Here is a 25,210-nt window from a genome sequence, read left to right as displayed (position 1 = left end):
CCTTTCATTAAAAAATACTTCAAGGCCCTCGGGCGCAGATTTGTGCCAGCGCCCGAGGGCCTTGATCAATCGCTGCTCCGTCTACTACAGGATTCCGCGTACGGAATCGCCGGAGAGCTCCTTCTTCAGCTCCTCCGCGTCCGCCTCAAACGGAAGTGCGATATCTATCCTGAGAGAAGATCCCATATGTCTGACATAAAAACAAATGCCATAATGTGCTGCAGTCTCCTCGTAGGACGAAACATCATCCGGACTCCAACTGGCAGTTGCTTCTTCCTGCATGGCGCCAAAATAATTCAGCAGGACTGCCTTGCCAGTCGAGTCCATATCCAGAGCTGCGAAGTTGATGTGGTGCGCCGCGGCGGCTTGCGTCAGCTCCCTGATCCGACTCAGGATGATTTCGGCCGGTTCGCCGGCGTTCAGGACCACGGGGATATAATCGATAAAGTTGCCGGCAAGATGATAAAAGGTATGACCGCCGTACCTTCTGCCGCCGCTGACCAGTTGAACGGACAACTGCTCCATCTGAAGGAAGTCCCGTCCAAACGCAGCCAGCACTTCAAGCACCGTATGCCATCCTTCTTCGGGAAGGTCGCCCGCCAGAGGGATTTCCAGCTCGATGACGGTCGGATGGCTTCTTGGGAAAGTATTCACCTTGCTCTCCAGCTCGAAGAGGTTATGACGGAATGCCGGCAGCTCGAACCGGTTCTCCAGCTCTGCTAGACTGATTCCTTGGGGTCCCTCGTCCAGGAGACGGACATAATCGCGGTATCCCGTGCCCGGATTTCCGCCCCCGCTGAACGGAGAAGAAGCGTCCGAAAGACTCAGGGTTTCCGCGATCAGGCTGCAGCTCAGTCCGTCCGACAGCGAATGATGGGACGCATACACCAGGACCCTCTCTCCAGAAACTCCATTCTCGATCAGTACCATCCGATATAATAAGCTGCCTGGAATGTCATAATCAAAGCGGCCGTTATACACTTCCCGGATCATCTGCTTCATCTTCTCTTCTGCTGCAGGACCGTCCAGTCGGATAAAAGGCAGCGGAAGAAGGTTTGGTCGTTCATGGAGGCTCCAGGTTCTGTCCCCCTCCCCTGAAAGAAAGCATCTAAGCATTTCCTGATCACGGACAAGGTTCAACACCGCAGTCGCGATGTCTTCCCTGCTTCTTTCCGTAGAAACAGGAATTACGGCTCCGACATTCTCGGAACGCCCCAGATGCATGGACTGAATGGCGGTAACTGGAATTTTCCCGATTACCGGGTTTTCACCCAAATCACGTGCGTAGACTTGCTGCTGCACAGCAAGATGGTGAAGCAGGTCGGACAACTCCTTCATCTCTCCGGATTCCGCCTGCATTTTCTCTTGCAAGTCTCTTGGCTCTGGTTGTGGTTCAGTGACTACCTTTCCCTGACTGGAGCGTTGAAGCAGCAATTCGCCTAGGGCAGCAGCCGATTGCCGGACGAGCAGATCCCTGACATCCACGGAGATTCCTTTCCTCTTAAGAAGAAACACGGCCTTCATGGCCGAGATGGAATCTCCCCCAAGTTCATTGAAAGAATTCTCCGCCCCGATGCCCTTTTTCTCAAGCACTTCCTCGAACACCTCGATCACAAGCGCTTCCTGCTCGCTTACCGGGTGGCGGAAGCCGCTGCCGGTCTCCACGGATTGCGGCAGTTTGTTCAGCGCCGCTGCATCCACTTTGCCATGAGGTGTCAAAGGTAGAGCTTCCAGCTTCATGAACACAGAAGGGATCATGTAGTCGGGAAGCATTTCCGACAGCATGCGTTTCATCTCCCTCGGCTGCGGCGCCGTATCCCCACTGTAATAGGCAATCAGCGTTCCGTGACCTTCCTGTTGCCGCTTTAACAGAACTGATGCGCTTTTTACACCATTCAGCTGAAGCAGACGAGCTTCGACCTCGCCCGGTTCCACCCGGTAGCCTCTGATTTTCAGCTGGCTGTCCATTCTGCCTTGATAGACCAGACTGCCGTCGGGAAGTCGCTTCGCCAGATCCCCGGTCCGGTACATTCTCTCGAATCCCGGTATATTGGAGGAGACGAACTGCCGGGCGGTCATCTCCGGCTGATTAAGATATTCTCTGGCCAGACCAACCCCTGCAATGCAAAGCTCGCCGGTTACACCGACCGGAAGCGGATTTAACCCGGCATCCACTATGCAGATCCTGCTGTTTGAAATAGGGAACCCGATCGGCAATTTATGCGGGAGGTTCAATTCATCATATTCCCACATCGCAGCGCATACGGACGCTTCCGTTGGGCCGTATGCATTGATGCACTGCATATGCCGTCCCCACTCCCCGAGCATGGTGGCCGAAGGCTCGGACCCCGCCGTAATGACAAGCCGCAGACTCTGAAGTTTATCGGGCTGCAACCGTTCCATGTAAGAAGGCGGGAACGTCGCGACCGTGATCCCCATCTGGTTCGCGTAGCGCTCGAACCATTCCGGATCTCCTATGGTATCCTTCGTTGCCAGGCACAGTGCGCCGCCTGACGTAAGCGCCATCGCGAATTCCCATACGGAGGCGTCGAAAGAGCAGGGAGCAAACTGCAGAATCCGGTCTTTCGGTCCAATCCCAAGCTTAGTGCGGAATACTTCCGGCAAATTGGCCACTCCCGCGTGTTCCAATGCCACACCTTTAGGTCTTCCGGTCGTACCGGAGGTATATATGATATAAGCCCGATCATCTAGTTGCGGCTTGCGCGCCGGAACATTTCCGCCTTCCTCCGGAAGCTCCACCGCACCTGTTAAGACGGTTCTTCCCATGAAACCGATGTTCCGCTCCTCGGAATCGTTCGTGATCAGCAAGGCCGCTCCGCTGTCCTGAAGCATGTACTGAATTCGTTCCACCGGAAAGGATGGATCTACAGGAAGATAAACCGCTCCCGCCTTCAATACGGCGAGGAAACAGATGATCATTTCGAAAGACCGTTCCAGCTTGATGGCCACGACATCATCAAAGCCGATGCCGTTATGTTCCAGCCAAGCTGCCCAGCGACCGGATAAGGCATCTAGCTCCCCATAGGTCAGGTGTGCTTCCCCGAACCGCAAGGCTTCCCGGTTTGAATGCAGTTTCACCTGTTCCGCAAACTGCTCGGGCAGGGTAAGCTTCGGCACATCCATTCCTGTGGAAGCGTGGAAGCCGGCGATTTGCCGATGCAGCTCTTCCGCAGGCAGCAGGGTAATGGAATCCAGTCGCTTCCCGGGTTCTTCAATGACGGATTGTATTATATGCATGAAATAAGCAACGAATCGCTCTGCCGTCTCTTTCAGGAACAGACTGGTGCTATACTCCAAGTCGAAATACAGCACCCCGTCGCCTCCTTCGAAGCCGGCGAGGGTAAGATCAAATTTCGAAATGGTCTGCTCAAACCCGCAGTGTGTGAAATGAAGTCCCCGGAAGTCAAAGCGGTTCTCCGGCATGTTCTGCAGCACGAACATGACGTCAAACAGAGGATTTCGGCCGGTATCCCGGCTGTAATCCAGCTTGCTCGCAAGCTCTTCGTATTGAAAGGCCTGGTTCTCGAAGGCTCCAAGCGCACTCTTCTTGACCTGTGCCAGAAGCTGGGTGAAATCGAGCTGTGGTGACACTGTGTTTTTAAGCGGTACGACATTAACGAACATACCCATCGTCTCTTCCAGCTCCGCCTGCATGCGGCCCGAAACCGGCGAGCCGACAACCAGTTCCTCCTGACCCGATATTTTGGATAGCATGAGACTGTAAGCCGACAACAACAGCATAAACAAAGTAACGCCATGTACGGCGGCCAGCTTCTTCAAAGAAGCCGTAGTGGCAGCATCGACAGTAAAGGAAATCCGCGCCCCTTCAAAATTCTTAAACCTCGGCCTAGGAAGATCATACGGCAAATCCAATACAGGAACCCCATTCTCAAACTGCTTCAGCCAGTATTGCTCCTGGGCCTGAAATTCGTTATGATCCCGTCTTCCCTGCTGCGATACCGAGAAATCCTTATAATGTAACGATATTTCAGGAAGCTTGTCACCGTTGTATAGTGCCGCAAGCTCGTTGATGAAGATTCCCACGGAGGCCCCATCGGCAACGATATGATGAATATCGATCAAGAGGAGGTGCTTCCGCTCCTCCATCCGCGCAGCGCCGATGCGAAACAGTGGACGTGCTCCAAGGTCGAAGGGGCGCACGAAATTTCGGATTGCCTCCTCCGTATTTGTGGGAGGTTCTTCGGTATAGTCCAGGGTAAAGGAACTGTCGGTATGCACCACCTGAACCGGCTCGCCGTTCACCATCTCAAAAGACGTTCGAAGAATCTCATGCCGGGCCGTCAGCATATTAATCGCAAGTTCAAGTCTTTCTCTATCCAGGTCCCCGTCGATTATCAGCGCCTCCGGCATATTGTATGCGGTCGAATGCGGATCATGGCAAAACAAGGCATACATTCGTTTTTGCGCGGAAGACAACGGATACCAGGCTGCCGGTTCCGCCGGAGTCACTGCGTGATAAGACTTCGACCCTTTCTCAACGATCGCTGCCGCCAACGCCCTGACGGTCTGTTTCTCGAAGATGTCATCGATACCGATATTCACACCAAACACTTTTTGGATTCTGGACATCAGCATCGTCGCTTTCAGCGAGTGCCCCCCGACGTCAAAGAAACTTTCTTCGGCAGACACCCGTTTGATCTGCAGGACGTCCGAGAAGATTTCGCACAATTGCTGCTCCATTTCATTTGCCGGTTCACTGAATTCCACATCGAGATCGGCAGGTTCCTCAAGCGAAAGGAGCGCTTTCTTGTCCGTCTTCCCGTTCTCGGATAGAGGCATCCGGTCGACCCGGTAGTAACGGGCAAGCTGCATGTAGTGCGGCAGCTCATCGGCCATGTAAGCCCTTATTTCCTTTGCCTGCACCACTTCACATTGAAGATAGGCGGCAAGCCGGGACGGAATGCCATCTTCTTCTATGCACAGAACGGCTGCCGCCTGAATCCCCGGATAAGCCATAAGGCGCTGCTCGATCTCTGAAAGCTCGATCCGGTACCCTCTCAGCTTGACCTGGGTATCCTTCCGGCCCAGACAGCAGATTTCACCGTCCTCCGTCCATTTTGCCAAGTCTCCCGTTCTATACATCCGTTCTCCAGGGATGAACGGATGGGGAATAAACGCCTCCGCGGTTAATTCCGGACGGTTAAGGTAGCCAACTGCCAGACCGTGACCAGACAAACAGAGCTCACCGGTGATGCCGGTCGGCACCGGCTCAAGCCGCTCATCGAGAATATAGGCGTTCATATTGGCAATCGGACGGCCGATTGCAATTTCCGCATATTCTCCTACATTTCTTTTGAAAGCGGCGACTATACTGGCTTCGGTAGGACCGTATTCGTTCACGATTTCGACCCCGGGAAGCCTTCTCCGGCTTTCCCCGATCAAGGATGGTGCCAACCGCTCTCCAGCCAATGTAATAATCCGAAGGGAGGCTCCGTCTTCCGTGTTCATCTGCTCCAGCAGCAGCTGGTACAGGGCGGGAACGCATATAAAATGCGTGATCCGATGGACATGGATCAGCTGCTTCAGGCGAAGCGGATCTTTCACCTGACTTTCGGTCGGCAGGAACAGGCTGGCTCCCGAGACAAGCGGAGTGAAGAAACCGGTCATGAAGCCGTCAAATGAATAGGAGAAGAGTTGGATCGTCCGGTCCTGAGAATTCAGGCGGTATTCGTTCCTTCTCCAGGAGATGGAGTTCGCCAATCCCACATGCCGGACAACCACGCCTTTGGGTTTTCCGGTCGTACCGGAAGTATAGATGATATATGCCGCCGTTCCACTGATTGCCCTGCCAAGGTTTGCCCCGCTTTCCTTTTCGGCATTCAGGGATTCGCATTCGAGCACCCTTTCCACGCCGGCGAAGACGGGCTTCTCTATATATCGCGAATGCGTAATCAGTTGGATTACAGAGGCGTCCTCCAGCATGAAATGGATGCGGTCGTCCGGGGTCTGGATATCAATCGGCAGAACACATCCGCCCGCATTCAATACGGCCAGCACCGCAACCGCCGCCTCCATGCTACGCTCCAGATACAGCGCGATGACCTGTCCGGGCTTTGTTCCGCTCTTGACCAGAGCCTTGGCCCACCGATTGACCACTTCATTCAGTTCAAGGTAGCTCATGGTCTGCTCAGGGGTAATGACTGCGATTGCTTCCGGTGTGCGAAGGACCTGTTCCTCGAACAGCTCCATAATATTTGATACACCAGGAAGACTTGCACCGGAGGCATACTCGGTCAGCAGCCTGTGGCGTTCATCGACAGACAGCCAACCGCTCTCCTTCACTGGACAGTTGGGAAGAGCGGTCAGCTCGCCGAGCATGTAGATGTACTGTCTGGCGAAGCTTTCCACCGCCTGTCCGGAGAAGAATCGGCTTGATCCGGCAATGATGCCTTGAATAACACCCTTTTCACGGCTGAATTCAACGAACAGACCGCTGGTGTGTTCCTCCGGGTTCGACTCACCGTGAAGCTCCTTCATCGCAAAACGGAGGTGTTTCAAAAAAGAATAATCCCGGTCATGAATCACCTTCATATCCTGTACAACCTTCTCAATGGGATAATTCCCATTGCTGTATGCCGCTTCATAGGTGGCTTTGACCTCGTAGAGCCATTCCCGGAAAGACCGATCCCCCGGCGGCTGATCAATAAGAGGGATCCAGGAAGAACCGCTTGAAGCCAAAGCCTGTTGAGCTGGAAGCTTGCGCTGTGGACAGGCTACCGTAATCGATTCGCTGCCCGTATGCTTGTACACCATGCATTTAAATGCGGAGAGCATTATCAGATACAGCGCATCTGCCGACGCTCTGCTCATCTTCTGCAGACGCTCATCCAGATCCTCAGGTACTTCGAAAGCGGCCTGATAGACAACAGGGCCTTCAGCTGGATGTGCGGAAGAGAGCGTAAGCAGCGTTTCTTCTTCTTTCAACTCCAGCATTTTTTTGACCCAATGCTTCTTTTGTCTTCTCATCTCCTGAACGGAGGGACTGCCCTCCGGAATAACGTCGTCCGTCTTCATTCGTTCTTCTCCCCCTTGGCACATGGCTCAAAAATGAAATTCAATGGCGGTTCCGGTTTTTTTCATCCCATCGGTAGCTTCTTCAAGCGCAATCTCACTCAGCGGAATTTCGGGATTATCGGCGATCCGGCAAAGAACGGCGATAAAGCAGGCAAGCACATCCTCCAGTTCCAGTTCATCAAAAACCGTCCGGTTGTAGACAAAACGAATCAGAATCTCCTCCTGCGGTTCTACAATGACGTTAAAATCATAGTTGGTATGTTCAAACCATTCGTATCCCGCCATTTCCAGCCCCCGGGGAAGATCGAGTTGCAGCGGGTAATTCTCAAAGACAAGCACATGATCGAGACCGACGCCCCCTCCCGCATTCTGGATAGCCGACAGAGGAAGATACGAATTGGGCTCCCTGTCCAGCATATCTCTTTGAAGGCCCAGCGCCAGTTCGAGAAAGGTCTGAGCACCGGCCTTTACCCGTACGGGGACCGTGTTGATGAATAGCCCCATCATTTCGTCGATATCCTTCACTTCTGGACTTCTCCCGGATACAACCGCGCCGAACACCACGTCATCGGTATCGTTCAGCTTGTGCAGCACCGTTCCCCAGGCGGCCTGAATCAGAATATTCAGCGTAACACTCCGTTCCGCGGACAGCTTAATCAGCCTATCCCGAAGATCATCGGCCAGAGTACGGGTCAGCTCGCCATGATCATAGGAGCTTTCACCTTCATCAATATCCCTCGGCAGCAGAGGGGCTCCCCTATAGCCTGACAAATATGACCTCCAGTATCCCTCAGCGGCTGTCCGGTCTCTGCTCTCGACCCATCTTATATACTCGCCGTAAGCGGGTGCATGAATCATTCGCGGCTGATCTCCCGAGTCCAGAGCAGAGTACAGACTAAGCAGCTCCCGCATAATCATGCCGACGCTCCAGCCGTCGAGGAGAATATGATGGAAGCTCCAAACTATGCAGTATTCTTCCTCATCGGTCCGGATCAGTGAGACCCGCAGGGGTATATCGCCCAGCAGATCAAAGCGTTTGTCCCTGTCCTGCGTTAAGTAAAGGTTCAGTTCTCGCGTTCCGCCCCTCTCTCCGGCTACCGTCCAATCCTCGTAACGGAAAGGAACATCCCAGGATTCCGCCACCGTCTGCAATGGACGCTCCAGACGCCAAACCGCAAAGCTCGTGCGAAGGATGTCATGCCGGTCCGACACAGTCTGGAAGCAGCGCTTGAGCAATTCTGGGTTCATCGGTCCCCTGAAGCGGATGACGCACTGCTCAAAGTAAGCTTCCGAATCCGGGTAGCGCAGGTGATGAAACAGCATGCTCTCCTGCATCGGGGACAGCGGATACACCTTCTGAATATCGGCCCGGGAATCTGCCATTAAGGCAGTAAGCTCCCCGGGAGGCACGAGGTCGCAGTATTCCGGCGCAGGCCCCATAAGTCCGGTCTGCCCACAGTATGAGATGACCCTATCAATCCCGGAAAGAAAACCTTGCAGGAAACGCTGTATTGTCCCCTCACCATACTCGAATCTGTTATACTCCACCTCAACGGTCAACCGATTATCGGTGAGAAGCGCGTTGACTGCGATGGAGAATGGCCGTTCCGAATCCGGACTTTCCGTTCCATTCAAGGGAAGCTCGGCCAATCTGAACAGATCGCGGTAGGCTTCGTCATTCATCTCCCCGAGATAATTAAAGCTAATGGCGGGACGAATGCATAGTGCCTCCCTGCCTTCGCCGGGCTCTTCCTGCAGCAAATATTTGAGCACATTATAGCCCGCACCCCTGTGAGGAATCCCGCGCAGCGCATGGTTCAGGAGCACGGCATACTGATCAGGAGCTCCTGCGGCGGCGGTGTCAAGATACACGGGATAATGAGAGGTGAACCAGCCCACAGTCCGTGAATAATCGGGATGACCGCCGAACGGCTCTCTTCCGTGCCCTTCCATATTAATCCAGGCTCCGTCCATAATGCCCAGGTTGCCCAAGGTGTGGCCCAGTGCCGCTAGAAGCAGGACGGCCGTGTCAGAACGGTAGTGTCCCTTTGCCACATCAAGCAGTGCGGATGTGGCCGTTCCCGTTAAATTTAGGCTGCGGGCAACCGCATCCCGCACCGTACCATTACCGACATCCGTGTCTTTGGGAATGAGCGAAGCGGGCAGAAGGGATTGCTTCTCCCAGTACTGCAATTCACGGGTCTGCAACCCGCTTGAAGCATAATCAATCAGCGCTTTGGTATACAATTTGTAAGAGTCCGTTTTCACCGGCAGCTTCGGCTCGATTCCCTGCCGGAGCGCCGAGTAGATGTCGTGAAAGTCATCCAGTAGAATTCCCCACGAAACCGCGTCGATCACGAGGTGATGGATCACAAGGGTCACTTCATCTGCGTCTTTACTTCTGAATAGCCCGGCCTGAACTAGTGGCCCGTTCTCCAGATTAATGGACCGGTGCATATCCAGAATCATCCGGTCGCGTGCCGTGCCTGCTGCCTCCACACCCATATCGGTTCCATCCACGAACCGGTAGGCGAAGGCCTGCTGTTCCGCTCCATTGCAGTACTGCTTGATCCCGCCGCCGGAAGCTCTGACGTATGACATTCTCAGCGCGTCATGGTAATGCACCAGCAGGGCTAGCGTTTCCTTGACCTTGAGCCCGTCAAACCGTACGGTTCCAGCCAGCGTCAAGCTCTGGTTCCAGTGATTCATCTCCGCGAAATGCTGGTCGAAAAACCACTGTTGAATCGGGGCCAGGGGAACCTCACCCTCCAGTGAAAGCTGTTCCAGCGCCGCTGTCCTTTCGCTAAGACGGACAGCAAGCCGTGATATTCTCCGGACGGTCTGTCCGCGCAGAATATCGCCGACCTCCAGCCGAATGTCCCTTTTTTTCAATTGTGCTGAAATCTGTATGGCTTTGATCGAATCTCCGCCCAGCCTGATAAACTCCTCGTCGATATGGGCATCCGGGACTCTGAGAATGTCACGCCAGACTTCCATCAGCTCCGCTTCGAGGGAATGCTCTTGGAAGGCGGGTTCGTTTCCACCACCTGGCTTGCGCGCTGATTCTGGCAGCTTCCTATAGTCCACCTTGCCATTTGCAGACAGTGGAAGCCGGTCCATCCGGATGTATTCTGCAGGAAGCATGTACGAAGGAATCTTCGCGGAAAGGTAAGCATCCAGCCCTTCAGCCTCCAACTCATCTTCCGCTGTATAGTAGGCGCAAAGGCGTTTCTCACCGCTTGCTCTCGTTTTGGCAGCTACCGCTGCCTCACGGATGTGAGGATGACCCAGCAGAAGGTTCTGGATTTCACCGGTTTCGATGCGATAGCCCCTGATCTTGACCTGCTCATCCAATCTGCCCATATACGCCATGCCGCCCTCGGGCAGCCAGCGGACCAGATCGCCGGTTCTGTACACTCTCCGCGGCTCTCCAAACATTCCGGCGACAAATTTCTCATTCGTCAACTCAGGACGGTTCAAATACCCGCGGGCTACACCGGCTCCGGCGATGCATAGCTCACCCGGAAGATGCTTGGCCTGAAGTCTGCCCGAAGAGTCGGCTATATAGAGCCTTATATTGTCGATCGGCAAGCCGATCGGCACTTGATTTCGCACATCCCTTGGCTCATACCGTTTGATCATGCAGCCTACTACGGTTTCCGTAGGTCCGTATTCGTTGTACACTTCGGTGTCGGGGCCGAAGAGACGCACAATTTCCGCGGCAGCGGTCGTCTCCAATGCTTCTCCGCCGACAATAAAACGTCTCAGGCCAGAACGTTCCGTCTTGTATAAGTGGAGCAGCTTCAGATGGGAAGGCGTCAATTTGATGATCCCCGCCTCGCCATCCTCAATGATCCGCCCAAGCGCCGTCTCCACATTTTCCGGGTAGATCACTATCCGGTTGCCGGACAGCAGCGGTGTAAACATCGAGGTGACTGTCAGATCAAATGATATGGAGGAATACAGAGAAAAAGTGAGTTCTTCGCCTCGCACATACATCTGATCGGCCCACCAGATATAATGGGTCAGACCCCTATGCTCGACCATCACCCCTTTGGGCTTGCCTGTTGAACCGGAAGTATAAATGATATAGGCTAGATTGTCCGCACTGGCTGCGGGCTCCGGATTGTCGACCGGCCCACTGCTTTCGGAAATGCCATCCGTTGCCCTGATAATATCCCCTTTGTATCCGGTCAATTCTTCGTATTCTCCATCCGTGATCACCCATTGCGCTCCGCTGTCGGACAAAATATAGGCGATCCGCTCTTTCGGGTAGGAAGGATCGATCGGTACGTAGCAACCGCCGGCTTTCCAAATTCCGAGTATCGCCGCGATCAACTCCGGGGATCGGCGCATCACAAGTCCAACCGCGGCATCCGGTCCGACTTCCTTATTCTTCAAAAGGGACGCCAGACGGTTCGCGTCAGCGTTCAGCTGGGCGTAGGTGAGATGCTCTCCTTCACACGAGATCGCGATGGCCAGCGGCGTTCGCAGCGCCTGCTCCTCGAACAGCCTGAACACCGGCTTGTTCTCTGGATATTGGGCTGCTGTGTCATTGAATCCGTGCTGGAGTTGCTCCCTCTCCACCGGAGACAACAGTCCGATCTCGGACAACGGAATATATGGATTCGCGGCAACCGTACCAAGTATCGTGAGCAAATGACCGCCCATAGCTTCAATCGAGGCGGGATGGAACAATGCCGTGCAGTACTCCAAATGTAGGCTCATTCCGTCTGGCGTCTCCACCGCTTCCAGAGTCAGATCGAACTTGGCGGTGCGGCTTTTGCATTCCGCCGCTGTAAAGACGGCGCTGCCGCCCGCCATGGTCAGCGGTTCAAGCGCTTCATGCTGAAATACATACATCACATCAAACAGCGGATTCCGGCTCATATCCCGGTCATCGTTCAGTCGGGGAAGCAACCGCTCCAGCGGGAACTCCTGATGCTCGAACGCTTGAATCGAGCCGGCCTGCACCGCTTGAACCAGCTCGGCGAACACATTGTCCGGGGATACGCGATTCCGGAGAGGAATCGTATGGACGAACATGCCGGGAACGCGCTCAATATCGGGATGGACCCGCCCGGATACCGACGTTCCGACCATGATGTCCTCCTGATTGGCGTATTTGGACAGCAGCACGCAATAAGCGGCCAGCAAATAGTTGTACATGGTAATCCCGTTAGTCGAGGCGAATTCCCTGATGCTCTTCAGTGATTCATGGGCAAGACTGAAGGAATAGCGTTCTCCTTCAAAACTGCGGACAGCGGGCCGAGGGTAATCCGTCGTCCAATCAAGCCGGGGGATGTCGCCTTGAAGCTGACGGCTCCAGTATTTTTCCCCTTCCCGCATGTAACCGGCTCCGATTCTACCAAGCTGCCACTGGGTGTAATCCTTGAAATGAATCTTCATATCCGGCAGGCTTTCCCCTGAATACACCCGGATCAGTTCATCAAAGATCATATTGGCCGATATCCCGTCCGCAATCATATGATGCATGTCCAGAAGCAGATATTGCCTGCCGCCTGTCTCCTCTCGCCACGCTTCTATCCGCAATAAAGGCGCAGACTCCAGATCAAATGGCTTGACAGTGTCCAAAATCGACGCCACGTCCCCTGAACGAACCAGTGTATGGACGACAATGTCGATGGATAGTTCTGCATGAATCTGTTGTACAGGTTCATTGTTCTCTAGGTGAAAGGAAGTCCGCAGGCTTTCGTGCCTTTGGATCAATTCATTGGCGGCCTGCTTCAAGCGATTGAGGTCCAGCTCCCCTTCAACTGTAATCAGGCCGGTGACATTGTACGCCGTTCCGGCGCCGCCAAGCTGCTCAACTGCGAATATGGAACGCTGCGCCGCGGACTGCGGATAGTATGTTGCCATTTCCGCCTTTGGAATCTGCGCGGCTCCGGTTTTCGGTTTGTTGTCCAATACTTCGGCCAATTCCGCGATCGTCGTATGCTGGAACAGCAGGCTTAATGGAATCACACTGCCGAGCTCAGCCTGCAGCTTGGCGGCAATAATGGTGGCGGCAAGCGAATTGCCACCCAGTTCAAAAAAATGATCGGTTATACCGATATACCTGCGCTTTAAAACATCCTGCCACAATCGGTGCAGCAGCTTCTCCATGTCTGTAACGGGAACGGCGGGAGATTTGACCGGCTCGGCGTTTACAGTGGGCAACGATTCATAATCCACACCTCCGGATTTCTTGGGCAAAGGTCCTGAGACTTTTACCCAGCCGGACGGAATTAGTGAATCCGGCAACACCGAAGCCGCGTATTCTCGTATTTTTCGATCATCCGGTTCATTCCCGCTAACTGCTTCATAGTAAGCAACCAGCCGAACAGCGCCATGGACGTCAGACTCAAGCGCAACCGCAACGGCAGAAATCCACGGAAGCCGCTCCAGTTGAGCCTCCAACTGATCGAGATGTACGCGGAAGCCGCTTACACAGACAAGCCGCTCCATACGGCCAAGCAGGCGAATGTGTCCTTCTGCCCCGCGCACCGCCGCTATTTCTGTGGCATGTCCTTCACTGGTTTCTCCGTCTGCCCTCAAGTATAATCGGCCCGGAACCCCCGGCAGACAGGGAACGCCGGTTCCGTCCGCTACGAAGCCGGTTCCGTCCAAGTCGAACGTTTCGTCGAGCAACCCTGGCAGCGGAAGCTCCAGTATTCCGCATTCTGTTTCCGTAGAATCAGGCAATCCATACAGCCGGAGCTCCTTCCCGTCATCGGCAAAAATGTCTTCAAGCAGACGGCAGTAGGTAATCAGCCAGGCATCTGCGTCTTCATCGGCGCATACACCGTTCTCATAGTCCAATTCGAGAACTAGTTCCCGCTCCAGATCCAGAACATTCAGGCTTACAGGGTATTTGACTGCATTCGCCGGAGCAGACTCCAGCGTCACTTCCAGATCTCCGAACTGAAATACCGAAGGCTTGTCAAAGTTAAAAATCGTGCTGATGGACGGAAGAAACACCGCCGCCCCCTTTATGCCTAGTTCTTTGACGATATCTGCGTATGAGCACTGCTGATGATCCAACATTTCAAGCAGCTCTTTCTTCATCAGGGACAGGTATGAGGCAAAGCTTGCTGATTTCGGGAGCTTGCTTGAAAAAGGAAGCAGATTAACACACTGGCCGACCAAATGCGCGGCGCCCATCTGGAGCTGGCCGGATGTCGGAATGCCGATCGTGATATCCTGAAGACCCGAAATTCTGGATAACAAGACATTATAGGTTGCGAGCATGAGCATGTACAACGAAGTTCCGTTTTGTCTGCAATATGCTTTCAGATCTGCGGTCAACCGCGAATCGATAACCTTACGGATTCTTCTTCCCAGTCGCGCGGATGTATTGCCCAGACCGTTCGATGCGGGAAAGATCAAATCCGTAACGGGAGCTGACAGCTTGGCGGACCAGTACTCCCGGGCACGGAGTGATTCCTCTGAAGAAATCCGGCGCTGCCATTCCGCGAAAGCAGAGAACGGTACAGCTTCCGCTACCCGGTAGCGGTCCTGCTCCGTGTAGTGTCCGGAAATTTCCTCCAAAATCCGGATAAATGACCATCCGTCTGCCACGATATGATGCGCCTGAACAACAAACAGATGATCTTGCTTGCCGACATGAAGCAGTCCGAACCGGATTAATGGGTCCGTTGACAAATCGAAGGCTTCCGCCGTTTCTGGCAGCAAGGGGGTCGGAAGCTCACCGGACCTATCATCCACATCGGCTTCATAGAGCGCGTATCGCGAAAGAACGTCTCCAAAAGGCTCCGTATATTGAACGCCTCCGTCTTCGGCGAACCGCGTTCTCAGCATGCCGTGTCTTCGAATCACTTGATGTATAGCAGTCTGCAGCCGGCCCGCATTCACGTTTCCCCGCAGTCTCAGAATGGCCGTTTCCGTGTAGGCCGCCGATATCCCCGGCTTCATCCGCGAGACGAACCAAAGCTGCCGTTGTTCTTCCGTAAGCGGCAAGATCTGGGTCTCCATGGAGTCTTTGGACTCCTCCGGATGTTCCTGTCCGCTTCCAGGTGAAGGCGACGGCGGAAGAAAACCTGCATTCCGCAGCTCTTCTATGCTGGCTTTGACAGCACCGATAATCCTCTCAACGTCCCCCATCGTATGTGCGGTTGACAGAAAGCAGTTCCGGCCTTCCCAGATATAAACGCCCTTTTCAATCAACAAATAATAAAGCAGCTCCAAATCGGTCTTTTGGACAAACCGGAATAAAGAGCCGAAACGGGCAATGTGAAGCGGCAGCTGTTCTTTTTTAAAATAAACGTTAAGGGTATCGACCAGTACAGCCGTCTTCCGGTTCACTTCCTCCTGCAGGGCGGGACCATCCTCCTGCAGCCGCCGCAATACTGCTAATGCAGCATTCATGGTTAGAGGATGCTGGCAAAAGGTTCCTGCCACGAAGGTCCTCCGCTCTTCATGCGGGGGAAATGTATCGTTGCCGAAGGCCCACATGCCGCCGTCAATGCAGTCCAAATATTGAGGTTTGCCCGCGACAATGCCGATCGGCAGCCCTCCGCCAATAATTTTGCCGTACACCGCCATATCGGCTTCTACGCCGAACCAAGCCTGTGCCCCTCCCGGATGGATTCGAAAGCCGGTAATGACTTCATCGAAGATAAGGGCGATTCCGTGCCGGGCAGTCAAGGCGCGGAGTTGCTTCAGGAACTCGGCAGGCTGCACGTCCGGTTTTCGGCTCTGCACCGGTTCGACCAGAACCGCGGCCAGTTCTCCCGCCCGCTTCTCGATGATGCGCAGCGATTCGGGATGGTCATAGTTCAGCACGATAACGTCATCGATCATGCCGGCCGGTATGCCCGGAGCAATCGGTGTTCCGGCACCGTCCGTACCGGAGCTCATCGTCAGCACACCGTCAAAGGTGCCGTGATAGGAGCCCGAGAAAATGGCGATTTTGGACCTTCCCGTACCGGCACGAGCCAGACGCAGGGCAACCATAACCGCTTCTGTTCCTGAATTGAAGAAGGCGGCCCGGTCCATACCGGTTAAATCGCGCAAAGCGGATGCCACTTGACCCGCTGTGTCATTAATCGGTCCGATGCACATTCCCTTCTCCAGGGCTCTGTCCACTGCTTCATTGATAAAGGAGGAATTATGCCCAAATAAATTCACGCCAAAGCCCATCGTCAGGTCAATGTACTCATTACCGTCGATATCCCGGATGGACGAGCCTTCGGCACGATCCACTACAATCTGGTATACGATATCCTTCCAGTAAGGTCTAAACCCAGCTACGTTCCGGTTGTTGGCGACAACCTCGCGATATGCCTGCGTATGGAGCTGCGACTTCTTCGTCTTCTCCGTATATCTAACGATAAATTCATCGATAAACCGCTGCTGGGGCAAAGTAAAACCCGACTTTACCGACGTCTCAATCTTCTGGTATGGGACATATGAGCGGTCCTGGGAACGGGCGGACAACGGCATAGCCGGCTCCTGTTGTCTTTCCGTCTGGTGATTGATGAGGACTGCTTCGCTTCCAGCCTTCTTCGCGGCGATATGAAGCACCGGGGCCGGAACAGGACTCGGCTTAGTGGATGAACGGTTCTCCATCATGAGGAGCTGCCGGGCCATAAGGTCCAGCTGCTTATGGATGATTCCCTCCATTCCCGCCAGCATCCCGGCATCCTGTTCGACTGGATATTCCCTGCTCTCATTCTCATCTACCGCAAGCGCACTAGCCGTCTCCTGCACTGCCTTTTCATCCCGCAGCTCGGTTACCGGCATCGGAAGTTCCGGGGATAGTCCGGCTATATATCGTCCCACATCCGCTACCGTAGATAGTTCCTCGAAGAAAAGCCGTAACGGAATATCGATACCGAACCGCTCCTTTATGGCATGCCTTGCATTTACCAGCATGATGGAATCCAGACCCATTTCCATAAAGCTTACATCGCTTCTAATGTTTTCATGTCCGTATCCGGAAATGTCGGCGATAATTCCGCGTACCGCCTCTGTAACAGAATGGTTGTGATCCGTTTGACTGATGACCGTCATTCCCTGAACAACCTCCTTGTTCTCCGTCCTGCCTTCGACAGCGTTACCTGAAGTGTTCGCTTCAGAAAAGGCTGTCCAGTGCCTGAGTTTGTCAAATGCATAGGTCGGCGCCGACACGACTCTTCTGCTCCTTCCAGCATGCAGATTATTCCAATCGACCATGTCGCCGCTGGCATAGCGGTATGCTGCTTGCCGCCAGAAGTCGTCCTTGAGTTGTTCGAGGTCACATTCCTTCTTTTCACCTGGATCCGGTTTATTCTCCATTTCCGGCCCGCCGAACCAGATGCCTACCTCCAGTTCGCCGCACGTACAGGAGAAAGACTCATACCTTAGTCCGGCCAGTTTCTCTCTCAGCTCTTGCGGGTCCCGCGCCACAACGGCCAGCCTGTATTCATAATGCCCTCTCCCAATATTCGTGGTGTAGCAGATGTCCCTGAAAGAGTCCGGATCGGCCGTGATCAAGAAGAGACGGTATTTCTCAATCAATGAACGCAGTGATGTCACTGATTTGGCTGACAGGGTCAAGATCGCCGGCTGATCTTCATCAATCGGCAACAGACGGTGCCGCGTATTCTCCCGGGCTTCCTCCAGAATAACGTGACAGTTTGTTCCGCTCATTCCAAACGAACTGACGCCGCATCTTCGGACTTCTTCACTCCTCTTCCATTCGGCCAGGTCAGCATTGACATATACAGGTGATTGCTGAAAGTTGATTCGGGAGTTGGGTCTTTCAAAATGTATGGACGGCGGGATCTGCTCCCGGTGCAGAGCCAGCGCCGACTTGATCAGACTAACGATCCCCGCCGCATGATACAAATGCCCGATGTTGGGCTTCAGCGAACCGATGGCGCAGAATTGTCTCCTGTCCGTGTACGCTTGAAAAGCGTTCTGAATGGCATGGACCTCGATGGGATCACCAATAGGGGTCCCCGTACCATGGGTTTCAATATAAGATATTGATACTGGATCGATGCCGGCCTTTTCCCATGCGCTGATCAGCAGTCGCTCCTGAGCCGCCATATTCGGTGCTGTAATGCCTATGGACTTCCCATCCTGATTGGAGACGCTGCTTTTGATCACTGCATAGACAAGATCATTGTCGGCGATGGCTCTGGACAAAGGCTTAAGTAACACCGCTCCCATTCCCTCTCCCCTGACCGTGCCGTCCGCATCTTCATCAAATGCCTTCACAGTCGATGAAGACGATTCGATTCCGATCTTGGGCTGGTGTCCGGACAGATTGACCATTAATTGAATGCCTCCGGCAATGGCCATGTCGCATTCCCGCAGCGCCAAAGACTGGCAAGCGAGATGAACGGCCAGAAGGGATGAGGAACAAGCCGTGTCAACGACCAGACTAGGGCCTGTCAAATCCAGCAGGTAAGATATTCGGCTGGCAATGATAGGCGGCAGGTTGCCGGCCGCAGCCGCCGAGAGAAGAATAGGGTTCGTGGTGGCAATCATTTGTTTATACTCGTGTTCATGCCCGGAGCCGACATAAACTCCGGTTCGGCTGCCCTTCAGCCTGTCTCCTCCGTATCCCGCATCTTCAATAGCGCTCCATGCCGTTTCGAGAAACAGCCTTTGATACGGGTCCATTAAATCGGCTTCTTTAGGAGGAACACGGAAGAACAGCGAGTCAAAGGTATCCACTTCCGCCAAATATCCTCCCCGCGGTGGAGGATCTAGGGACAGGCGGAGACCTCCGGCCTCCAGCCTAGATGGCGGCGCTTCTCCGATCCATTCCTCGCCCCGGCAAAGATTGCTCCAAAACTGATCCAGCGTATCGGCTCCAGGCACCTTCACCGCCATTCCGATAATCGCTATATCCCGGCCCGACAGTTCCTCAATTGCAGGCGGCGCGCTTCTTTCTTTCCCCATCCGAGACAGCAAATTCTTCTTCATCGCTAGTCCTCTCCCTTCCGTATTATTGCGGTGCCGTTTCGGCGGCCATAATATCCAGGCTCAGCAGGGATTCCAATGCGTCAGCAAAAGACAGAAACAGCTCGCGCATCCGGGGTCCATTCATTCTTGCGGCGTTGTAGCCAAAGGTAAACACAGCTGTACCGGGAGCTTCTTCCCACTCGAGCATCATATCGAAATGGTCCGGCAGACCGCCTCGCTGTGGCCTCCATTCCTTTCTGCCCAGGTAGCATAGTGCCTGACCTTCCTTCGGACGGGCGACCTCTTTGCCAATATCACCGATATGGTACAGGAGGGCCTCCCCCGGATTTTTCTTCACGTTGGCTAAATCGAGTAGTTCCTCGATGGTATCAATGGCGGCAAAATCGACGCAAAAGGGAATGACCCATCCGGGTCCGTCCATCATGGTATGAACAACCACTTTCGATTCTGTGCAGATTTCATACAGCGTGTTAGCCAGCAAAGCCAGATATACCGCCTCTTCTGCGACCCGGCGATTCAGACATAATGACCGCAACCGATTTCGATCCGTTCCTGATAAGTTCATTCGGTACTGGTTCTCCGCCCCGTTCTCCGCTGCTTGGAAATATTGAGGAGAAAGGTGCACTGTCTCCATATGAAACCGGGTCTGCTTAGGCTCGTGTGAGCCCGATATCAGCCGGGACAGCAAGGTTACCGAGGGAGAACCAAAAATATCGGTCATCGTAATGACGCCTGGATAAAGCTCCTCGATCCGCTCGAACAATTGCACAACCAGCATGGACGTGCCTCCGAGTTCAAAGAAGCTGTCCTCAAGATCAAAGCGATCTCTTCCCAGAAGGTCGCTCCATACCCGGAACAACGCTTGCTCGATTTCGCCATCCGGTTTCCTTCTCGTTAAAGCGGCTGCGACCTCCTGATCCCGCTGCAAACGGGCCAGTTCAGATTCAATCTCACGATAGGTGCCTTCCTTGTATTTCGCAGCATATTTGTATCTTTGCAGCTTGCCGCTGGTTGTCTGGTATAACTTGTGAACCGGAAGGATAACAGAGATCTGTAGACCCAACACGCGGTTCAGATGTCTGCGTATCTGTTCGGAAACCGTCAGAAATTCTTCGGGCTTGTCCCTAAACTGTACGAATAATGCTGCTTCCTCGGTACCTGTCCTTTCATTGTAGATTCCACATGCGACCATTCTTTTGACTTTTAAATCCGCACACTCTTCCGCGATTCGCTCAATATCATGGGGGAAATAATTGGACCCGTTGATAAAAATGATATCTTTAGTTCTTCCGGTTACGGTCAGTCGGCCCTCTACCAGAAATCCCAAGTCTCCTGTTCGGGCCCAGCCGTCGGATGTGAACAGCTTCTCTGTGGCCTCCGCGTTGTTATAGTATCCCGATGTCACATTGTCTCCGGCGATCTGGATATGGCCTACAGTGCCTTCCGGCAGCGGGTGGTCCAGATCATCGCATATCCTTACACGGCAATCCTGTATGGGTGTTCCCGTTCCAGCCAGCGCCAAGGTGTCACCCTGACCATCACCGGGTAGAAAAACTGCTGAATCTCCAACCTGCAAAAAATCCCTTCGCACATAATAGGTTCTAAAAGACTCGTCCTGTTCCTGAATGCATACGCCGACACAGGCTTCGGCCATTCCGTAGCCCATTTTAATTGCCTTTCTTTCAAGGCCATACGGGCTCAGATCTTCGAGAAACTGTTCGCATACCCCGACATCGATCGGTTCGGCGCCGTTGACTATGGCATGGATGCGTGTCAGATCCCAAGTAAAATCTCGTTTCGATGCAGTTTTGTGGTAAGCGTTTAGGAAATATTTGAGCCCGAAATTTGGGGAAGCCAGAATCGTCGCTCCAACCTGGTCGGCTTTCTGCATCCAGAGAATCGGACGCCTGATGAACAGCCAGGTTGGCATGAGGTATTGGCTTGTCCCGCAGAATAATGGAAGGAGGTGGAACATGATCATCCCCAGATCGTGAGTCAGCGGCATCCAGCTGAGAAAGGCATCCTCATCGCCGGCTCCAATACGTTCTTTCAGGGCCCGGATATTTGCCAGGAGATTGCTGTGGGTCAGCACCACTCCCTTGGGGTCGCCTGTGGTACCGGAAGAAAACTGGATAAAAGCGATATCTCCGGGCAACACCGCTCCGTTCTCACCGGATATTTTTTCCTCTGGCTGCTTCATTAGGTCTCCGATGGACAGTTGACGATCGACTGCATTCTCGAACCGGGACGCCCAATCTCCGAGTTTCTCAAAATGCTGTGGGTCCGAGACAATAAAAGGATTGTTCAGTACAGCTGCGATCCGGACGACCTTGGCAAGGTGATCCTCATTATTACCTACCGATAACGGAACAGGAATGATACCGCCGAGAAGGCAAGCCCAGAAGACAATAAGAAATTCCCGGTTGTTGTCCAGCTGCAGGATAACTTCATCTCCGGCCCCTATCCCCTTCATTCTTAGGTGATGCAGAGTACTCATGGCGGACTCGTAGAGCTCGGGATAACTGCAAAATACACTCTCGAATTCACCTGAGATGAAGGTAATTCCCCGTTCCCCTCTGGCGGCTTCGCTTCTTAGCGCTTCATTAAGTGTATTGCACATTCTGCACGTTTCCCCCTTCTTCAGCCAAACGGTTTAAGATGTCCACTCGTCGGATGGCAGGAGTCATCTTGACATCCAGAATCTTATCCAGGGCACCAACAGCCAGGCTCTTCCATCTCTCCGATTCGGCTTCTCCCTTTCGTGCTCCAGAGGCCATGCTTTCCAGTTCCCGAAACGGTTCTGCAATCTTGTGCATATAGTCAGAGGCGGTATCTATAACGTTATAATTTTTTGCACACAATGCGGCTTTAAGATAAGCATCGTAATCCGTTCTCCGGGCCACACGGCTTCCGGCGCTGAGAAGATTCCTCCAGTCATCTTCCTGATCGGTCGACTGAATGATGCAAGAAATCGGCTTCTCTCTTCTCAGCATATTGCCCAGCACATTTCCGGGCCCAACTTCGATCATGCGCTCCGTTTCCCGCTTGAGAAGAAAGCGTATACAAGAATACCAATTCACAACAGAGACCATCTGTTCGGCCAATAATGCCGGAATGAAATTCTCATCAGGATAAGGATGAGCCGTCACATTCGACAATACCCAATGGCGCAAAGGCTGAAAGTGAATACAGGACAATTCAGCCGCAAACTTTGCAGCGCCATCTTTCATTAGGGGGCTGTGAAAAGCGGCGCTCACGTTCAGTGGGACAACGCTTCCTCCGAGCAATGCAAGTTTGTCACTTATGCGGTTCAGGGAACATTGAAGTCCCGAGATAACGGTCTGTCCGCCACCATTCAGGTTGGATACCGCAACAGTTCCACGAACGTCCGGCCGACCGCATTCCGCTTCAATGACGGAACTGGCCAGTCTGTGAACCGCCAGCATTCCGCCTTCTCCCTCTTGTTGCGACTCCTGCATCAACCTTCCCCTAAGGCGAACCAGGCGCAACGCATCAGTAAAAGCAAGAGCCCCGGATGCAGTCAGCGCGGATATTTCGCCAAGACTGTGGCCGGCGCAATAATACGGCTCAATGTCCAGATTCTCCAAGAGAACCCGATAAGCCGCGATGCTCACAGTAAGAATGCAGGGCTGTGCATTCTCGGTCCGCGTCAATTCTTCGAGGCTTCCGTCAAAGCAAAGACGGGATACATTGTAGCCCAGCGCATCAGAGGCTTCTTCAAATGTCCTTCGGGCCGTTTCAAACCGGACAAACAAAAATTTCCCCATCCCTACATACTGCGAACCTTGTCCTGGAAACAGTAGTGCCGTTTTCATAATCACATTCCCTTCAGATAAACTATTAATAGCGGATGTAATCGTAGATGTAATCATGGATGTAATCATGGATGTAATCATAGATGTGAGTAAGACGGGGAAATCGGAAAAGCTGAAAACTAGCAGCAAGGGGAATATACTGGCGAATCAAATGGTATTTTAATACATTATATCAATATAATCAAAAACATATCAATCATTATTATATTTAGATTATTACGTAATTTCTCGTTGCAAAATGAACCACATGTCATTAATATAATAAATGACACGCGGTTCATTTTGCGAAAACGGAAAGGAAGCAACGGAATGTCGCCTAAATTATCGAGCAGCCGAAAAGAATGGAGAAGCCTGCAAATTCTCGATGCGGCTAAGCGGGTTTTTACCGAGAAGGGCTACGGTGCAGTCACACTAAAGGATATTATTGATGAAATCGGTATGAGTCGGGGCTGGATTTACTTGTACTATCAGACCAAGGATGAGATCTTCGAAGCTCTGTTGGACCATCAGGATATGGAGCATGATCGGTACTTAGAGCTGCTTCTGGAATCTTCGCCGTCCATTTGGGATGTAATTACTACGCTGTACTCGCAGCAGCTGCAAGACCTTCAGCAATCACCCAATGGCGGATTAATGCCGGCCTTCTATGAATATTTCCTGATCGGATGGCGCGATGAGACACGCCGTGGACTGCTCCTCAACCGTTATGAACGGGGAATCGCCCAATTTGCAGAACTGCTTCAGACCGGAATTGACCGCGGTGAGTTTTTCCCTGTCATGGACGTTACGGACATCTCCAGACTAGCCGCTTCCTATCAGGAAGGCATTATGACCCATACCATCACTGTGGGTCTGGAGAAGGCGAACACCCGTATGCAGCTTGAGTCGCTCGTCCACTACTTGCAAGTTCTGCTCAAACCTGTGCTTATCAGAGAGCACCATAGGGAGGAAATTGAATGAGGACGCTCTTTCGCAATCCAATGTTCAACAAGTTGTTCATTGCCGCTTTTGCCTCGCAGCTGGGTACCGTGGTGGGGAACATGGCATTCGCCTACTATCTGATCGACAGGTACAGCGAGCGGCCGGCTTTGGCCACTACAGCAGAGCTGATGTATTCTCTGCCCACCCTGGCGGTCTTCTGGATCGTCGGCGTCATCGCGGACCGGTTCGACCGCAAGAATATTGCCGCCTATAGCGACTGGATACGGGCGGGACTAACCTTGCTGCTGCTGCTGTTTGTTCATTTCAACGTGCTTTTCGCCTGTTTTTTGGTGCTATTTCTACGTAGCTCGATATCCAAATTCTTCGGTCCTGCGGAAATGGGACTTCTGCAGGGCAGTATCGACCAGGACCAATATGTCCAGGCTTCGGGGCTGAATCAAATGGTGATGGGGCTGTTTATGCTCTTCGGCATGAGCCTGGGGGCTACGGCCTATCATTTTATTGGAATTGAAGGCGCCATCATCGTCGACGGACTCAGCTTTTTATTGTCCGGCCTGCTGCTTGCCTGGGGGGATTTCCCAGAACATGCCCGTACCCCCAACGGAAAAAACCGTATTCGTGAGCTCCGGTTCTCACTGCTGCTGAAGGATTTTTGGCAGGGCCTCCGCTATATAACAGGAAATCGACTGCTTATGGTTCTGATCAGCGGTTTTCTGTTCTTTGGCATTGTGAACGGCGTATTCGCCGTGCTTCCCATCTTCGCCATGAAATACAAGCTCAGTCCCGATAATTATGTTGTCTACTCTTCGCTGATTACCGTCTTTCTGGGCGTCGGCTTTCTGCTCGGCAGCGTCCTCGGCCCCCGGCTGATTCGCCGTTTCACAAGAGCGCCGATCCTGATTGCGGGTCTGTTCATCTCCAGCCTGCTCATTACGGGACTTGGGTTAACCGAAAGGATTGAAGTCTATTTTTTCCTTGTAATGCTGGCTGGAATCGCCATCGCGCCTATCAATATCGTGCTCGGCAGCTGGTTGCCAGAGCTTGTTCCTCCGCAGAATATGGGCCGTGTTAACGCCTTGATTGAGCCGGTAATGATGCTGGGCCATTCACTGGCTTTGGGGGGCATCGCGCTAGCCTTTCCGGCCTTGATCTCCGTCACCTGGCTTCACTACATACTTGGCTTTTGCACCATAGTGGTCAGTTTATTTTATCTGGCTGCACTACCACCGCTGGTCCGCAAGCGCATGATGAAGGAGACGTCGGAAGGGACAATCGCGGAAGGGGAGCACGCATAATTATATTTTTCGTTCTACCAGACTGTACCCAGTATTGACCCTTAATTTCTATCAAACAATCTTGCCTCAAGTTTAATATGTCAATTAATAAAAGAATAATTGTTGCATACTGCTCATCAAGACTGTTAAGGTTTCTCAAAA

Annotated in this window: 6 protein-coding genes; 2 read left to right on the top strand and 4 right to left on the bottom strand. The window is 53.1% G+C overall.

Features of this window, described 5'->3' with window-relative positions:
- Positions 1 to 84: 84 nt before the first annotated feature.
- The 4 genes from A3849_RS13170 to fabD are packed head-to-tail and all read right to left on the bottom strand — an operon-like array spanning position 85 to position 22,832.
- Entirely contained in the window at positions 85 to 7,056 is a 6,972-nt protein-coding gene (locus A3849_RS13170; protein ID WP_074111838.1) for a non-ribosomal peptide synthetase, read from the bottom strand.
- 27 nt (positions 7,057 to 7,083) lie between these two features.
- Positions 7,084 to 18,996, bottom strand: coding sequence for a non-ribosomal peptide synthetase (locus A3849_RS13165; RefSeq protein WP_074111837.1), 11,913 nt, complete (start codon positions 18,994 to 18,996; stop codon positions 7,084 to 7,086).
- A 22-nt stretch (positions 18,997 to 19,018) separates the two neighbouring features.
- On the bottom strand, positions 19,019 to 21,616 hold the full coding sequence (locus A3849_RS13160; RefSeq protein ID WP_074111836.1) for a non-ribosomal peptide synthetase: 2,598 nt from the start codon (positions 21,614 to 21,616) through the stop codon (positions 19,019 to 19,021).
- Positions 21,600 to 22,832, bottom strand: a complete 1,233-nt coding sequence (gene fabD / locus A3849_RS13155; protein WP_178382679.1) for an ACP S-malonyltransferase — start codon at positions 22,830 to 22,832, stop codon at positions 21,600 to 21,602. Before fabD ends, A3849_RS13160 begins: the two co-directional genes overlap by 17 nt.
- 309 nt (positions 22,833 to 23,141) lie before the next feature.
- Here fabD and A3849_RS13150 point away from each other — a divergent pair, with 309 nt between their 5' ends.
- Positions 23,142 to 23,792, top strand: a complete 651-nt coding sequence (locus A3849_RS13150; RefSeq protein ID WP_074111835.1) for a TetR/AcrR family transcriptional regulator — start codon at positions 23,142 to 23,144, stop codon at positions 23,790 to 23,792.
- Complete coding sequence (locus tag A3849_RS13145) at positions 23,789 to 25,069, top strand: MFS transporter (protein WP_074111834.1); 1,281 nt, start codon at positions 23,789 to 23,791, stop codon at positions 25,067 to 25,069. Before A3849_RS13150 ends, A3849_RS13145 begins: the two co-directional genes overlap by 4 nt.
- The last annotated feature ends 141 nt before the right edge of the window (positions 25,070 to 25,210 follow it).

Origin of the sequence: Paenibacillus sp. P46E, from assembly GCF_001909095.1 — a bacterium.
In the GTDB taxonomy this organism is placed as follows: domain Bacteria; phylum Bacillota; class Bacilli; order Paenibacillales; family Paenibacillaceae; genus Paenibacillus_AQ; species Paenibacillus_AQ helianthi.
The sequence above is the reverse complement of the archived record's forward strand: the minus strand, read 5'-3'. Positions and strand labels throughout refer to the sequence as shown.

Bases quoted from the DNA above. Each gene is read 5' to 3' on its own strand.
- A3849_RS13170 (WP_074111838.1), bottom strand. From the start codon at position 7,056: ATGAAGACGGACGACGTTATTCCGGAGGGCAGTCCCTCCGTTCAGGAG.
- A3849_RS13165 (WP_074111837.1), bottom strand. From the start codon at position 18,996: ATGAAGAAGAATTTGCTGTCTCGGATGGGGAAAGAAAGAAGCGCGCCG.
- A3849_RS13160 (WP_074111836.1), bottom strand. From the start codon at position 21,616: ATGTGCAATACACTTAATGAAGCGCTAAGAAGCGAAGCCGCCAGAGGG.
- fabD (WP_178382679.1), bottom strand. From the start codon at position 22,832: ATGAAAACGGCACTACTGTTTCCAGGACAAGGTTCGCAGTATGTAGGG.
- A3849_RS13150 (WP_074111835.1), top strand. From the start codon at position 23,142: ATGTCGCCTAAATTATCGAGCAGCCGAAAAGAATGGAGAAGCCTGCAA.
- A3849_RS13145 (WP_074111834.1), top strand. From the start codon at position 23,789: ATGAGGACGCTCTTTCGCAATCCAATGTTCAACAAGTTGTTCATTGCC.